We start from the raw sequence: 16,278 nt of genomic DNA on the forward strand, positions 1-16,278 counted from the left end.
ATTCCCGCCTTCGCGGGAATGACATTAAACCTATAATCAAGCCTAGCTTGGATTTTAAGAGAAAGAGCTGGTAAAGCGGTTTTCATAAATGCTTTTATTTCAAATTTTTAAAATATTATTTTCTTGATCTTCACTTTAAGTTTCTGGCCTTCAATTTCTATATCGCTTACATAATCGGCGGTGAAATTGTGGCTAAATTCACCTAAAGTTTGCTCCTGGATAAAATCACCATATTGTTTTAATATTTCAGATAGATCTAAATCACCGGTAATTTCGAGCATAATCCGATCGCTTATTGAAAAATCGGCATCTTTCCGGGTTTGTTGAATAGAACGCACTAAATCTCTTGCGATGCCTTCCTGGATTAATGCAGGTGTTAACTCTAAATCAAGTACCAATAAACCGGTATTATCAGCAAAAGCTTTTGCGCCTTTTATAGTTTGATGCGGCTCTAAAATTACACTAAACTCATCAGAATTTAATATTTCATCGCTAATTTTTAACCCTTCTTTTGTTAGTTCCCACTCATTCTTTTTAGACGCTGTTATGATATCTTTCATTTTATGCGGCAAACGTTTTCCGAGTATGGGGAAATTAATTGATAGTTTTTTAGTTGCATAACTTTCTAGATTATCATGATAAATTACTGATTTAACGTTGATTTCGTCTTTGATTAAATCTTCAAAATCTTTAAGTTCATTGTTGTTTTTACTAATAATCGTTATACTTGCCAGCGGCTGGCGTACTCTAATATTTTCAAGGCTTCTAACAAACAAACTATTGCTACAGATATCCAGCACCTTATCCATCGTGCTTACTAATTCATGATTTATTTCAAATTCTGAAAGGATAGGGAAATTGCATAGATGTACGGAAGGAGTACCGCTTATGTCATTCCCGCGTAGGCGGGAATCCAAGAATACAGGTTTTTCTGGATCCCCGCTTTCGCGAGGATGACAAAGACCCAAATAAATAGCTTCAGAAATCATAGGCACAAGCGAAGACATCGCAATAGCCATAGTCTCTAAACATAAATATAGCGTATTATAAGCGTTTTGCTTATCTTCGTCTTTTTCGCTTTTCCAAAACCTGGCGCGGCTACGGCGGATATACCAATTATTTAAAACTTCAAAGAAATCAGATATAGCATGATAAGCGGTTTGCGTATCAAAATTATCTAAACTTTCTGCGATTTTTTGCACAGCTATTTTAAGTTTTGATAATATATAAATATCCAGAACGTTATTGGAATTAAAATTTAATTCACCTTTGATTTGATCGGCATTGGCGTACATCGTAAAGAAATGATAAGCATTCCAAATAGGCTTAATAAATAAACGAAGCGTATCAAATACCATTTTGCCGTCTTTATCAATTAATAATTCCTGCCCCTTAACGACGTTTGAAGAGAGCATCGTAACCCTTAAAGCGTCCGAGCCGTACTTGTCAAATAATTCTAATGGGTCAGCATAGTTGTTGAGGCGTTTCGATAATTTTTGACCGGTAGCGTCTAAAATCACGCCATGACATATACAATTTAAAAATGGTGGACGATCAAATAAAGCGGTAGATAGCACCATTAAAGTATAGAACCAGCCACGAGTTTGAGCTGAATACTCAACTATAAAATCGGCAGGAAAATGATTCTCAAACCATTCCTTGTTTTCAAATGGATAATGAGCTTGCCCATATGGCATTGAGCCACTTTCAAACCAACAATCAAATACGTCTTCTATTCTTCGCATCGTGGATTTGCCTGTTGGATCCGACGGATTGGATCTTGTTAGCTCATCGATAAACGGACGATGTAAATCGGTGACCTTAACCCCAAAATCTTTCTCGAGCTCTTCTATAGAGCCATAAACATCTATGCGTGGATATTTTGGGTCATCTGATTTCCAGACAGGTAATGGCGTGCCCCAAAATCTATTACGGCTTATTGACCAATCACGAGCATTTTCAAGCCATTTACCAAATAAATTATCTTTTACATTGGTAGGTATCCAGTTAATTTGTTGGTTTAGCTCAACCATTCGGTCTCTAAACTGCGTAACTTTAACATACCATGATGGCACAGCTTTATATATAAGAGGCGTATCCGTCCGCCAGCAATGCGGATAATTATGAATATATTGCTCGGTTTTAAACCAATTTCCCTGATTTTTTAGTTTAATAATTATTTTGTCGTTAGCATCAAATACTTGTAACCCTTCAAAATCCGGAATTTCTTTGGTAAATTTCCCGCTATTATCAACCGGACAAACAAGCTCTATTCCTTTAGATTCGCAAAGTATTTGATCATCTTCACCAAATCCTGGAGCCATATGGACAACTCCTGTGCCGTCACCCTCAACAACAAAATTACCTGCAAATATTCTAAAGCTATTTGGATGATTTGCAAAATAATCAAATAATGGCTTGTATGTTAAACCTTCAAGCTCAGCCCCTTTAATTATCTCAAAATTTTCTTCACCGCTTAGTCCGAGCTCTTTAGCATATTTACCTAAAGACGATTTAGCTATAATGTAACAAATATTTTCTTTAGGAACTAGCGCATATTCGATATCGCTACCTACTGCTAACGCTAAATTAGATGGCAGAGTCCATGGCGTTGTTGTCCAGGCAAGGATTCTATATTCTATGTCATCCCCGCGAAGGCGGGGATCCAGTACTTTATAATTAGGGTTAAGTTGAGATTGTTCTATTTTTTCTTGGATTCCCGCTTTCGCGGGAATGACACCGTTGCGATTGTCCGGCCCCTGCAACAAGACCGTCTTTCCGCCAGGATGACACAACACAAAACTAACGGTTACTGCCTTATCAGCTCTTTCTCGATATGAATTATCAAGCCTTGTCTCAAAATTAGATAACGGTGTTTCGCAGGCCCAGGAATAAGGCATGACTCGCATCGATTCGTATAATAAACCTTTATTATATAACTCCTTAAATGCCCACAAAACGGATTCCATAAAATTCTTATCCATCGTTTTATAAGAATTTTTAAAATCCACCCATCTTGCCTGACGTGTTACATATTCTTCCCAATCACTCGCATATTTCATTACTGACGCTTTACAATGACTATTAAATTTCTCTATACCAAAATCAGTAATAGCAAGACGCCCTGAAATACCCAGCTCCTTCTCGGATTGCATTTCAGCCGGTAATCCGTGACAATCCCAACCAAAGCGCCTTTCAACTTTCTTACCTTTCGTAGTCTGGTAACGAGCATATACGTCTTTGATGAAACCAGTGAGCAAATGTCCATAATGCGGCAAGCCGTTTGCAAAAGGCGGACCATCATAAAAGATAAATTCAGATTCGTCACTTCTATTATCAATAGATTTTTGAAATATGTTATTTTCCTGCCAGTAATTTAAAATTTCTTTTTCTATGGCTGCAAAATCAGCATTTGAACTAACTTCAGGGTAATATTTTTTTGTCATTTTTTAAGATATTTAGTTTTTATAAAAAAGTTATTTGGTAATATTGTCATACCGTGGCTTGACCACGGTATCCAGTACTTATTTTTCTGGGCTCCGTGGTCAAGCTACGGAGTGACACAAAATCATACAAACAACCTAATAATCGGTATATTTGAAGGTTCGGCTAATTTACACAAATTCTTAAAATGTGTAAAACCATTTATTATATTTGTTAAAGACTCATCTATAAATTTATCCGTCTCAATGTAATTCTCTGATTCATCCTGGATATAATATAGAATTGCGGGTAGGTAAACAGTAAATAATAATCCTCTTTTAGTATAGTAATTATAGTCAAGGGATTTATCGCCGGCATAACGCCAAATGAGATCACAGCTACGCATAGCCAGGGTTGTAGCAAATAATACATTATTAGGCATTGCAAAATAAGCAGCGTTTTTACTGTGAATAATCGGCGTACAATTTTTAATTCTAGTTTTTAAAGCTAATGATAGCTTATCCCTTATTTTTTTTGGAGCTTCAACTGTGGCTAACTGCATTAGCATTTTATCATCTTGCTGCTTTTCAAAAAAGTCTATCACTTCTTGTAAGCCATTAGGAAAAAGTAGCGTATTATAATCGCTAGCAAACCCACAATGCTCTTCAGCTCCCGCAAGTAGCTTATTATTCCATTCATTAAACGGTAATAATGTTAATAAAGATTGCATAAAGCTTATCTTTTTGATATAATATTCTTGAGTAACATTCATATTAGGATACCTATATTTAGGCTTGACACATAAGTTTAGTATATAGATAATACGAATATTGTTCAAATAGATATATACAATTATTTAAGGAGAGTAATTTTAGTGATATTAGTAAATGTTCACGCCGGCAATTGTGATAACACTCTAAAAACTTTGAAAAAAAAGTCACAAAGAGAGCTTATTTTTCGTAAAATGAAAGAACAGCGTTATTATGAAACCCGCTCAGCAAAGCGTGTGCGCAAAGGTCAAGAAGCTGCAAGAAGAATAAGAAAAGTTGCGCGTAAGCAAATGTTTGATAATATGTAAAGGCTTCGCTGGCGCGAGAAGATTTTATGTCATTCCCGCGGAGGCGGGAATCCAGTTTTTTTGTCATGCTGAACTTGTTTCAGCATCTACTGAAAAAGATCCTGAAATAAATTCAGGGTGACTATAATTTTTCTGGATTCCCGCCTCCGCGGGAATGTGTAATAATCATACCATCCTTCCCCGCTTTGTTTCATTCACCCCCTCTTATATATTTTCTTAACATAAAACATCCCGTAAATAAACGTGCCTATTATAATCACTATCGGTGTAAAAGGAATGTCGAAGTAAAAGGAAGCAATAAATCCACAAAAATTTATAAATATTGAGACTATTATTGAATAGATTAGCATCTGTAAGGGGGTGCGGGAAATAAATCTTGCGGTCATAGCTGGAATTAATAAAATCGCCGTTACCATTAATGCGCCGACTATTTTAATAGTAGAAAATACCGAAAGAGAAAGAAGAAGCAAAAATAGTAATTCAATTGTTTTGACCTGTATTCCTTTTATTACCGCAATATCTCTATTGATAATAATCAGAATAATTTGATTATAAAAATATCCGATAAAACATATAATTAGTACTAATATTATAGATAATAATGTTAAGTCGCCGGGGGATACTAACAAGATATCCCCAAATAATAAGTTAGTAACATTATTTTGACTAGGGCTGAAGTAATTTATAATTAATGCTAGAGATAGCATAAAACTTGATATTAGGCTTATAACGGCATTTTTTCCAGAATAATTTTTTAAAATAAAAACAAAGATTGCAAAAATAACGGCGACTAACATACTGGAATATATTAACGGAAAGTTGGCAATAATACTGATGCTTGCCGCAAGAAAACTGGCATGAGCAAGCCCGTCACCGAAATAAACGTATTTCTTCCATAAAGCAATACAGCCAAGCGGGGCGAAGATCAGGCTAATTAAAATTAACGCTAGTATTATCAGAAGCATTTTAAATTAACATATGACAAAAGATAAAAAATAGCAGATAATAAAGCACTAATAAACCTTTAATCCGTGAATGCTAACAAAAAATATCTATTATGTCTTCAATTGATAAAAAAGAATTAGAGAAATTTGCTAAAATTTCGCATGAATGGTGGAATGAAAAAGGAGAATTTAGTATTTTGCACCAAATAAATCCTATTCGTTTGGATTATATAATAGATAAAATAACATCGCATTATGATATTAAAAAATCCCCTGTACAGCTAAATTCAGAAAGCTTCAGACAAGATGAATTTAAAGATGAGCCTGCGGAGCGTACTAAAGTACGTGAGCACAGGCGAGCTCTAAAAAATTCGCTTGTATCAAGCTTTCTGAATGATGCTGTATCTTTCTCGAAGTTAGACATTCTTGATGTCGGTTGCGGCGGCGGATTGATTAGCGTACCATTAAGTAAATCAGGTTTTAACATTACTGCCATTGATGCGTTAGAAGGTAACATTAAGACGGCAAACGAATATGCTAAAAAGAATAATTTAACAATAAATTACCTGCAATCAACGATAGAAGAATTACCGACTAATAAATTATATGATGTAATAATTTGCTTGGAAGTTATAGAGCATATTGATAATGTTCCGGCTTTTATGCTTAATCTGACAAAATTAGTAAAGCCAGGAGGTATGGCAATAATTTCAACGATTAACCGCACTAAAAAAGCCTATTTTTTGGCTATAATAGCAGCTGAATATATATTAAGCTGGGTGCCAAAAAACACGCATGATTATAGTAAATTCCTAAAACCGTCAGAGATTTATGAAATATTAAATCCTCTGGCTATAAATATAAAAGAACTCAAAGGTTTAGTATTTGACATTGCTCACAATAAATGGCAATTAAGTGATGATATCGATGTAAATTATTTTATGTATCTAATTAAACCCTAATAAAACAAAACCTTCATATTTAGAATTTCCCCCTCTCCAAGACTTTATAAATTTGTATAATTAATTTAAAACGCATTAAATTAAGCATACTTCACATATTGCAATATATTTCTTATCTGCTATAACCCATTCCTTAAAAAATAGTTTATCAATTAAGGAGTAAGTAACAAATATATGAAAAAAGAAACTTTTAGCTCAGATTCTTTTTCTAATAACTATGAAGAAGCAATAGAATTATTCAACGAACAACAAAATGAGGAAGCCCTTGTTTTATTTAAGAAGTCAATAACACAATCCCCTAATAACCCTAAGCAGCTTGCAGAAATATATTTTTATATGGGCCGAGCTTTTCTTAGAATAAAAAATAATGACGAAGCTCTAATACATTTTAAAAAATCTATTCAAGAACAGCCTGATGATATCAGAATAATAAACAAATTAGGAGAAACGTGTTTTAAATTAGGTCAATATGAAAAAGCTGCTAATTATTGTGATCAACTTATAGCATTAAATTATTCTCTACTAAAAAGTTACTATAACAAGGGTAATATATTATTAAACCTTGCTATTGATAATAACTTGAAAGATCAAGAAATAGGTAAACAAGCGATAGAATGTTATAAAAAAGTTTTGGAAATAGAGGGCAGCAATTATAAGAAAGATGCTGAGCAGATATACACAAATAAAGGCAACGAAATACCGGCTTTAAATCAAAAAAAGATTAAAGAATTAGATAAAGAAATTGCTGAAATAATAGCATGGAAAGGTGGGGTTGCTTTAGTGCAATTCAATGATATTGAAAAAGCTCTTGCAGATTATGATAAAGCTCTGGAGATTGATATTAACTGTTTAGGGGCCTTAGAAAATAAAGCAAAAATTTTAGTTGATTTTGAGCAATTTGATGAAGCACTAGAAATATATGAGAGTATTATTAAACTTGTGCCATCCACAGAAGTGTTAATAAATAAAATCATAATATTAATAGAGGCAAGTAGTGCTGGAGAAGGAGAAAAAAGCGAGGAATATTTTAATCAAGCTATTATAACTTTTAATACAATACCAAATGAAAAGAACATGACTTTTGAACAGTTTTATCAAAATGTTTTAGTTGAAGATGAGTATAAAGAAGGAAAAATATCAGAGGTAAATATGAAGATAGCTAATAAAAAATTAAGAGATAGTAATTTTGAGCCAAAATGTTTTGAATTATATAACTATAATGATCAAGATGAAGGGTATGCAAGCGATGAGCTACCGGTAGTAGGTTCCAGTAAGAATAATAGCGATAGTGAGTAGGGTTACTCGCATTGATGTCTTAAACGTCCTCGGTGTCATTCCCTCGAAAGAGGGAATCTACTTAACAATATAACAAAAGTGAGATACCAGCTTTCGCTGGTATGACATCAAAAATTCGTTTCACGCAACAATGCCTAATAAGTAAGGGGTAAAAAATTAGCGTGACAAAGCTAACTAAATTTGTATTAATTAAAAATATATAAATACATTTTTAGTTAGGTTTAAGTCATGTCAAAAGCTTTAAAATACTCACTTATTACGTTTTTAGTTATAATTGCTCTCTTAATTATAATACCTTTTTTTATTCCTTTAAATAGCTATAAAGGTTTAATAACGAGTAAAGTAAAGGAAGTAACGGGACGAGATTTAGAAATTAACGGCGATATAAAGCTTAGTCTTCTGCCAAATCCTGCAATTACTCTACAAGGAGTTAAATTATCCTCCATAGCAGGAGCAAAAGAGCCATCTTTACTTGATATAAAAGAGGCCAGGGCGGCTCTCAGCCTACTGCCACTTATTACAGGAAACATTGAAATAGCTAGTATTGAATTACAAGAGCCAACTATTAACTTAGAGATATTGGATAATGGTCAAAAAAATTGGGACATAGCTAAAGCTGAAAAAAGCAATAATGCTACTGCCAAAGGAAATGAAGTGGCCGTTATAGAGAATCAAACAGCAGAATTGCCTGTTTTTGTTAAGCATATTAAAATAGTAAATGGTAAATTAACCTATACTGCTAATAAAGAACAGAAAATATTTGATAATATAAATCTAGATACTAAAATTAATAGCATCAGGGGGCCGATAGATTTTACTTTGTCAGGGAACGGTTTAGATCAAAAAATTGTTATAGAAGGAAATATAGGAGAGTTTGAGAAAATTATTCCTGTGACTTCTTTAATTAATATTGCCGATGAGAAAATTAAAATTGAAGGAAAATTTGATACTGATAATAATTCCTTTGCAGGTAATGCCTCGATTAAAGGTAATAGCAAAAATTTTGGTGTTCCTGTTCAGTTGCAGGGTGATTATGAGTTAGTAACTTCAATCCTGGCCGATAATAAAGAGATAGTTATTAAAGATACAAAGCTTAATTTTAAAGATATTGAGCTGATAGCGAGCGGCAATTACAATATCGATCAGAATGATATTAAAGCGAATATAGTTTTAAATCCTGGTAATATTATAGTTGACGTAACTTCCAATATTGATAAATCTGCTATTTTTAATGGCAACATTAAACTACAAGCTCAAGCAATCGAGCCTTTACTTGCAGCTTTAAATATGAAACCGGCTAGCCCCCTGCCTATCGCTAATCAAAAATTAACATTTACTACTAATTTAATTTATAATCCTCAAGAAATAACCTTGCAAAATATCAATTTCATTGCTGCAAATACTAGCTTGCAAGGAATGGTTAAACTAAAAAATCTACAAAAAGATATTATTGTTTCTCATAATTTAAAAGTTAATAATGCTGATTCCTTTATGAATTTACTGGGGGTTAATGGTTCTAACTCTATAGGTGCTTTACAAATTAGCGGTGAAGTACAAAAAATCGGTAATGTTTTTCAGGTGAATGATAAAATAGGAATTTTTGGCACTGATATATTAGTTAAAGGCAACGTTAATTTAAGTAGTAACAAGCCGAATTTCACACTAAATTTACAAAGTAATTTAGTTAATTTGGATAAAATCGTTGCTTCCAATTCAGCTAGCCAATCACATGCCAGGGCTAGTGGGCAAAATATGACTAAAAATATTCCCGCCGGCGGTACTCCTTGGTCAAATGATCAAATAGATTTATCTTTTTTAAATTCCGTTGCAGGAAATGTTACTGCTTCTATAAATAAGCTTACACAAGGTTCTTTAGTTCTTGATAGTTTAAGGATAAAATTAAATATAGAAAATGGTAAATTAAGTATTAATTCACTCACTGGAAATATTTACGGTGGCCAGCTTAATGTAGCAGGTTATGTACAGGCAAATAAAGACCAAAACGCTTCTTTTAACATTGATTTAAAACATGCAAATTTAAGAAATATAATACCGCAATCGGGTAAAATCAAAATAACTGAAGGGCTGTTAAGCTTTAAAGCCGACCTTAATACTCATGGAAATAGCAGCTATAAATATGTGAGTAATCTAGGAGGGAAATTCAGTATGAATGCCTTGAAAGGTAAAGTAAGCGGTTTTGACTTAAATAAAATAGTTGATGCGGTAAATAACGTTAAAAATGCTGAAGGAATATTAAGGGTAATTAACTCCTCGTTTGCAGGCGGTGAAACTGCTTTTAATAATCTAGTCATAAATAGCAATATTGAAAGCGGGATTGTTAAATTAACTGAATGCCGTATTGATGCTTCTCCTGCTATTGGAAATGCTACCGGTCAAATTAATTTACCGCCATATATGATGGATGTAAATGCTAGTGTTACTATAGGAAGTTTGCCGCCTTTAGGGGTGAAGTTGTATGGATCCCTAAATAATCCACAGCACAAATTAGACCTTAAGGAACTACAAACGCATTTGGTTAAAAACGTAGTGAATAGTGTCGTAAAAGACTTAAAGAAAGGTAATGTTAAACCTGAAAATATTATTAAGAATGCGCTGGGAATTGGTAAAAAGAAGTCTGCCGAACCTTCAGACGCTCAGCCTACTAATAATCAAGAGAATAACGATAATAAAGCTAGCGATCCGGTTAATAAATTATTACAGAAGGGTTTGAAGAAGTTGTTTTGAGTGATGTTGTCATACCGTGGCCGCATTGTTATGTAGATCACAATTGTCATAAAACCTCGTCATTGCGAGGAGATGCGTAGCATCGACGCGGCAATCTAAAAAATAAAGCTAGATTACTTCGCTTTGCTCGCAATGACGGCGAGAGTCTTAGATTGCCACGTCGATTCTACGCATCTCCTCGCAATGACGTTTATAATACTTTTAAACTGCCGTTTTACAAAAATCTAACGCTAAAAATATAGCAAATAAATAAAATATTGAATAAGCAAAAAGCCTTTTTGCCTGTTTATAGTCAGGAGTGTCCCGAAATAACGAAACAGCATAATATAAAAATATTGAACTTAGTAATGTTGCAATTATTAAATATGTAAAGTTACTTATTTTTATGAAAAAAGGTATCAGGGAGGTAATAAATAATGCAATACTATAAAAAACTACTTGTTTTTTAGTATAATAAGCTCCTTTCACTGCCGGCATCATCGGTACATTACAATTTTTATAATCTTCATTACAGAAAAGAGCTAATGCCCAAGAATGGGGGGGCGTCCAGATAAAAATAATTAAAAATAAAATAAATGACTCGAGCGATATATCATTACTAACGGCAGCCCAGCCGATCATAGGAGGAAGAGCACCGGCAACTCCGCCGATAACAATATTTTGTACTGTAGAGCGTTTTAACCACATTGTGTAAATAAAAATATAGTAGAAAATAGTAAATAATAATAATGCGGCAGCAAGGAAATTAACGCACAAAGCCATAAAAAAGACTGAAAAAAACCCGGTTATTATTCCGAAAGACAAAGCCTCATCAGCTTCCATAACCTTAGTTACTAACGGTCTTTTTTGTGTCCGCTTCATTAGTCTATCTATATCCCTGTCATACCACATATTAATTGTTCCCGCACTCCCGGCACCCAGCGCAATACACAAGACTGCAATAAACCCAATAAAAGGATGAATAGAGGAGGGGGCAAGCCATAATCCTGAAAATCCCGTAAAGATTACCAAAGACATTACTCGTGGTTTCATAAGCGAAATATAGTCTTTAACGGTACTGCCGTTATGATTCTCCTTAGTAATAAGTGTTGTTGCAGGGATTATTGAATTCATGGAAATATTTTTTAAAAATTTGTTTTGAATATAATCAATTGACTATAAAAATCAAGGATTGACTTTAATGTGATAAATGTATATATTTTTTGTAATTAATACTACTCATCTTTCAAAAATTGGTCTTTCATTTTATCAAGGACTCGTGTGCTCACGTATTATAAGTACGCTCCGCTCACTCACCCATCAAAATAAAATCCAATTTTCGAAATACGAGCAGTATATGAACCAAATAATATAAGGGATATAATAGTGACAAAAATCGTTAAGTCTAAGTATAAAGCTAGTAGAAGACTGGGTGTTAGCCTATGGGGAGATAGTAAAGACGCCTTTAATACAAGAAATTATCGTCCCGGTCAACATGGGCAAAATACCATGATTAAAACTTCCGATTATGGTTTACACTTAAAAGCAAAGCAACGACTAAAATGTCATTACGGACGTATTAACGAAAAGCAATTTAGAAATATTTTTGCTCTTGCTCAAAAAATGAAAGGCAATACTGGTGAGAATTTTATCGGTTTATTAGAAAGCAGACTTGATGCAGTCGTATATAGAATGAATATCGTTTCGACAATCTTTGCCGCCAGACAATTAGTTTCACACGGTCACATCAAGATAAACGGCAGAAAAGCCGATATTGCAAGTATGAGATTGAAGGAAGGAGATGTTGTTGAGCTTAAAGATTCTACTAAACAAATGGCAGTTGTTTTGGAATCAGTATCAAAACAAGGTCAGGCTGCGCCTGGTTATTTATCGTTTGATGCTACTTCATTTTCTGGCAAGTTCATACGAGTCCCGGTACTTTCTGATGTGCCGTATCCTTTTGAGCCTGAAGTTAATTTAGTAATCGAGTTATATTCTCGTTAATTTGAGAATTATTGTTATCATGTGATGAGAAGGCTTGTCACCCTGTGGCTTGACCTATAGTACCGAACAATTTTTACTTTAGTCATTCCCGTGCGGCATTGCCTGCGTGGATATCCTAGGTATTTTCGGTGTCATTCCCTCGAAAGAGGGAATCTACTTAACAAAAGCGAGATACCAGCTTTCGCTGGTATGACACCAAAAAAACCGATTTACGCAACAATACCTACTCCTCGCAACGACGTTTTAAGTATCTTAATCCTCTTCAAAAAATTTCGGTTTAAATAATTTAAAGCTTTCCTCAGGTGATTTCGGTAGAGAAATTAAATTATATTGTTCATCAAAAGCATTACCATATATTTTGGTAATGTCATTAATATTTTCAGGAAATTGAAAACCTAATAATATTGACTTCAGAATAGTAAATATTGCTATATACGGGTCGGTAGAGGGAGAAGATAAACGATGCTCCAAACGTTTCGGCATGGAGTCAGGTATGCGCAAAGCAACCGTTCTATTATTTCCGCCGAATGATATGTTAGTCGGAGCCATAAAATTTTTATCCAAACGCAAATAATCCTGTTCATTAGGCATAAATATAAGGAAAGTATCGAGCATATAATGACATAGACTTTTAGCAATCATGTAGTCAAATGATCTCCCCTTGTCTACATCGTTACTCATCGGCTCACCTATTCTTATAGGCTCTACCCTCGACTCATTGTATCCAAATAGGGCTGATTTGACTACAATATCCTCTACATTATCATCAGCAATAAAATTTATATGAAAATGCATACTATTGCCGTAATCATTTAAAAACGGTTTAGGAGAAAAATTTATATCTCCTTTCAACTCGCTGGCGATATTTTCTAAAACAAGCTTAACTTTAGATATTTCATTAATATAATTTATTAAATCTGTTGAAGGTGGCAAGTCTACTTCATATTGATTATTGCCTCTTTCTTTTTTTATTTTTGAAATTTTTTGTTGTGCTAAATATTTACTTGTAAGAGTTTCAAATTTTGATATATCAATATTGGAGCTTAAATAAAATTCTATTTCTACACCTATAACTGGAATTAAGTTATAATCTTTCTGGAATCTTGTTATTATTTTCTCTAGTTGCTTGTTTCTTTGTAAATTATTTGCTAGGTTACTTACAAATTCATTATAGGATATTTGCATGGAAGAACTAATAAATGGTTTAGTTTATTATAAAATTTTTGACAAAAGCTACAAGGATTCCAGTCATGTTTATAGCAAAAAAAATGAATCTATTAATCTAGCAGAAATAGAAAAAAATAAAAAATCTATTATTAATTATTTTTCGGCGGCGGATATTTTAATTCTACGTCAGGTGCATAGCAATAAAATCATCGATGCGGACGTGGAGTCCGAAACTTTCGAGTCAGAAGCAGACGGCAGTGTAACTAGTAAAAAAAATTTAGTGTTGGCTATTCAAACAGCAGACTGTGTACCAGTACTGCTCGCAAGTGATGACGGAACAGTTATCGGTGCAGCGCATTGCGGATGGAAGAGCGCCAAAGCTAATATTATTAGCAATTTAGTTTCTTCTATGAAAGAAAAAGGCGCAAAAAATTTAATAGCGGTAATAGGTCCGGCTATTGCGCAAAGCTCATATGAAGTTGATAATAAATATTATACTGATTTTATTGCTGATTCGCCTAATAATTCAGTATTTTTTGTTGAGTCTAAAAGAGAAGGGCATTATATGTTTGATTTGCCTAAATATGTAGAGGCAAGACTTCAGGAAGCAGGAATAGAAAATATTAAAAATATTTCAGAAGATACCTACACAAACCCTTTAAAATATCCAAGCTACAGGCGTTCCTATCATTCAGGGGAGCCGTATAAGGAAAATATATTATCAACAATTATTATCAAAAATAAATTATAACTATGACTTTATCTTTTTTTCCAATAGTCTACGCACCGAACGATATTTTTAAAACACAAGCTGAAGAAATAGATGTCGTGGACGATAATATTCGTATTATCGTTGATAAGATGCTTAAAACGATGCAGGTAGAGCGAGCCGTTGGGCTTGGCGCTAATATGGTCGGGATATTGAAGCGTATAGCGGTCGTTGATTTGCATGAAAATAATAAATCTTCACCTATTATTTTGATTAATCCTGAAATAATTTATTTTTCTGAAGAGCAGCAAAGTTTTATAGAAAGGTCTTTATCATTTCCTGGGATAGAGGCAAATATTACTCGCTCAAAAACGATAAAAGTAAAATATCTTGATTATCAAGGGAATAAACAGGAGCTAGATGCCGATGGGTTTTTAGCTACAGTAATACAGCATGAAGTGGATTATTTAAACGGCAAAGTTTTTTTAGATTATCTTTCAAAACTAAAACGAGATACTTTGCTAAAGAAAATGGAGAAGCATTTAAAGCTCCATCCGCCACATGTTCACGGCTCAGGATGCCGGCATTAATATAGCTTCAAAGATTTTCCAATAACCGCTCAATAATATTATCAACCGCTATATCCTCTATCTCGCCAGATTTGCGGTTTTTTAATTCTACTATGTCATTTGCTGCTTTTTTAGGTCCAATTATGATTTGATAAGGCGAGCCTATTAGATCGTGCGTTGCGAATTTGCTACCTGCTCGCTCGTTAGTATCATCATATAACACTTCTACATTGTGAGAAGTAAGCTGATTATATAGTTGCTGCGCTATTTCGTGAGATTTGTTATCAAGAATATTTAAATTAATAAGGGAGACTTTAAAAGGTGCAATATTTGCCGGCCATATAATACCCTTTGCATCGTAATTTGCTTCTATTATTGCGGCAACAAGTCGTGATATCCCAATACCATAAGAACTCATTTGCACCGGTGCAAGTTTGCCGTTTTTGTCGTTTATCATTGCATTCATCGTAACAGAATATTTATCGCCGATATAAAAAATATGTCCGACTTCTATACCTTTACTGCTAACTATTTCTTCGTTTGGAGTTATTAATTTATCTGGGTCATGCTTTTCTTCGGCAGCTGCATACCAGGTTTTAAGTTCTTCTATATCGATTTCTGAATTTTCTTTTAATGTTTTAAATCTTTTATCGTAATAAATAGTACTTTCGCCGGTTTCGGCAATAATATGGAATTCATGACTTAAATTGCCACCGATCGGACCGTTATCGGCAATTACCGGTACGACGCTAACGCCGAGATCACGAAATGTATTGAGGTACGCCTTATACATATTATTATAAGTTTTTACGGCATTTTCTTCGTCTATATCAAATGAGTAAGCATCTTTCATTAAAAATTCCCGCCCTCTCATAACACCGAAACGAGGTCTGATTTCATCGCGAAATTTCCATTGAATATGATATAAATTTTTTGGTAAATCTTTATATGATTGGATATTATGTCTAAAAATATCGGTTATCATATCTTCATTAGTCGGACCGAATAATAAAGCATGGTCATGTCGATCCTGAAATTTCAGCATCTCCTTGCCGTAATTTTCAAACCGTCCGGACTCTATCCATAATGAAGCCGGTTGAATGCAGGGCATTAACACCTCAAGCGCCCCGGCTTTGTCCATATTAAGGCGAACGATATTTTCGATATTTTTAAGAACTTTCAGCCCCAAAGGAAGCCAGCTATAAATTCCTGCTGCCTGCTGTCTAATCATTCCGCTTCTAAGCATAAGCTTATGAGATATTATTTGTGCTTCTACAGGCTCTTCTTTTAATACTGGTAGGAAATATTTAGACAAGTGCATAATTTATCTTTCAACTGTTTATTAATTTTTATGAGGAAAAAGTACCGTCATTGCTAACGACCGAAGGAAGTAGGGTAATCT

General features: G+C 33.9%; 13 protein-coding genes. 7 read left to right on the plus strand and 6 right to left on the minus strand.

Features of this window, described 5'->3' with window-relative positions:
• Positions 1-107: 107 nt before the first annotated feature.
• Positions 108-3,446, minus strand: coding sequence for an isoleucine--tRNA ligase (ileS, locus tag OTR29_RS05210; RefSeq protein WP_422229711.1), 3,339 nt, complete (start codon positions 3,444-3,446; stop codon positions 108-110).
• Between the two features lie 122 nt (positions 3,447-3,568).
• Entirely contained in the window at positions 3,569-4,195 is a 627-nt protein-coding gene (locus OTR29_RS05215) for a COQ9 family protein (RefSeq protein WP_422229713.1), read from the minus strand.
• Positions 4,196-4,297: 102 nt separating this feature from the next.
• On the opposite strand from OTR29_RS05215, the gene rpsU reads away from it, so the two are divergent.
• Positions 4,298-4,501 (plus strand): 30S ribosomal protein S21, encoded by a 204-nt coding sequence (gene rpsU, locus OTR29_RS05220; protein WP_422229715.1) that lies wholly within the window; start codon positions 4,298-4,300, stop codon positions 4,499-4,501.
• 194 nt (positions 4,502-4,695) lie between these two features.
• Here rpsU and OTR29_RS05225 read toward each other — a convergent pair whose 3' ends face one another.
• The gene (locus tag OTR29_RS05225; protein WP_422229717.1) at positions 4,696-5,466 is read right to left on the minus strand and encodes a metal ABC transporter permease; all 771 of its coding nucleotides are present in this window, start codon (positions 5,464-5,466) and stop codon (positions 4,696-4,698) included.
• A 92-nt stretch (positions 5,467-5,558) separates the two neighbouring features.
• Between OTR29_RS05225 and ubiG the strand changes: the two genes are divergently transcribed.
• The 3 genes from ubiG (at position 5,559) to OTR29_RS05240 (ending at position 10,448) form a co-directional block, all read left to right on the plus strand.
• Entirely contained in the window at positions 5,559-6,407 is an 849-nt protein-coding gene (ubiG, locus tag OTR29_RS05230; protein ID WP_422229719.1) for a bifunctional 2-polyprenyl-6-hydroxyphenol methylase/3-demethylubiquinol 3-O-methyltransferase UbiG, read from the plus strand.
• Positions 6,408-6,581: 174 nt separating this feature from the next.
• Positions 6,582-7,703, plus strand: a complete 1,122-nt coding sequence (locus OTR29_RS05235) for a tetratricopeptide repeat protein (protein ID WP_422229721.1) — start codon at positions 6,582-6,584, stop codon at positions 7,701-7,703.
• A 228-nt stretch (positions 7,704-7,931) separates the two neighbouring features.
• On the plus strand, positions 7,932-10,448 hold the full coding sequence (locus OTR29_RS05240; RefSeq protein ID WP_422229722.1) for an AsmA family protein: 2,517 nt from the start codon (positions 7,932-7,934) through the stop codon (positions 10,446-10,448).
• Between the two features lie 201 nt (positions 10,449-10,649).
• Here OTR29_RS05240 and cyoE read toward each other — a convergent pair whose 3' ends face one another.
• Positions 10,650-11,561: a heme o synthase gene (cyoE, locus tag OTR29_RS05245; RefSeq protein WP_422229724.1), complete on the minus strand. Its 912-nt coding sequence runs from the start codon at positions 11,559-11,561 to the stop codon at positions 10,650-10,652.
• Between the two features lie 252 nt (positions 11,562-11,813).
• Between cyoE and rpsD the strand changes: the two genes are divergently transcribed.
• Entirely contained in the window at positions 11,814-12,431 is a 618-nt protein-coding gene (gene rpsD / locus OTR29_RS05250) for a 30S ribosomal protein S4 (protein WP_422229726.1), read from the plus strand.
• 252 nt (positions 12,432-12,683) lie between these two features.
• Here rpsD and OTR29_RS05255 read toward each other — a convergent pair whose 3' ends face one another.
• Complete coding sequence (locus OTR29_RS05255; RefSeq protein ID WP_422229728.1) at positions 12,684-13,616, minus strand: type I glutamate--ammonia ligase; 933 nt, start codon at positions 13,614-13,616, stop codon at positions 12,684-12,686.
• Here OTR29_RS05255 and pgeF point away from each other — a divergent pair.
• Together pgeF and def are read left to right on the plus strand one after the other, a co-directional pair.
• Positions 13,615-14,349 (plus strand): peptidoglycan editing factor PgeF, encoded by a 735-nt coding sequence (gene pgeF / locus OTR29_RS05260; protein ID WP_422229730.1) that lies wholly within the window; start codon positions 13,615-13,617, stop codon positions 14,347-14,349. The genes OTR29_RS05255 and pgeF overlap by 2 nt on opposite strands.
• Before the next feature lie 2 nt (positions 14,350-14,351).
• Complete coding sequence (def, locus tag OTR29_RS05265) at positions 14,352-14,897, plus strand: peptide deformylase (protein WP_422229732.1); 546 nt, start codon at positions 14,352-14,354, stop codon at positions 14,895-14,897.
• Between the two features lie 7 nt (positions 14,898-14,904).
• Here def and proS read toward each other — a convergent pair whose 3' ends face one another.
• Complete coding sequence (gene proS / locus OTR29_RS05270; protein ID WP_422229734.1) at positions 14,905-16,197, minus strand: proline--tRNA ligase; 1,293 nt, start codon at positions 16,195-16,197, stop codon at positions 14,905-14,907.
• Positions 16,198-16,278: the final 81 nt, after the last annotated feature.

The organism is Rickettsia endosymbiont of Halotydeus destructor, from assembly GCF_049278075.1.
In the GTDB taxonomy this organism is placed as follows: Bacteria; Pseudomonadota; Alphaproteobacteria; order Rickettsiales; family Rickettsiaceae; genus Rickettsia.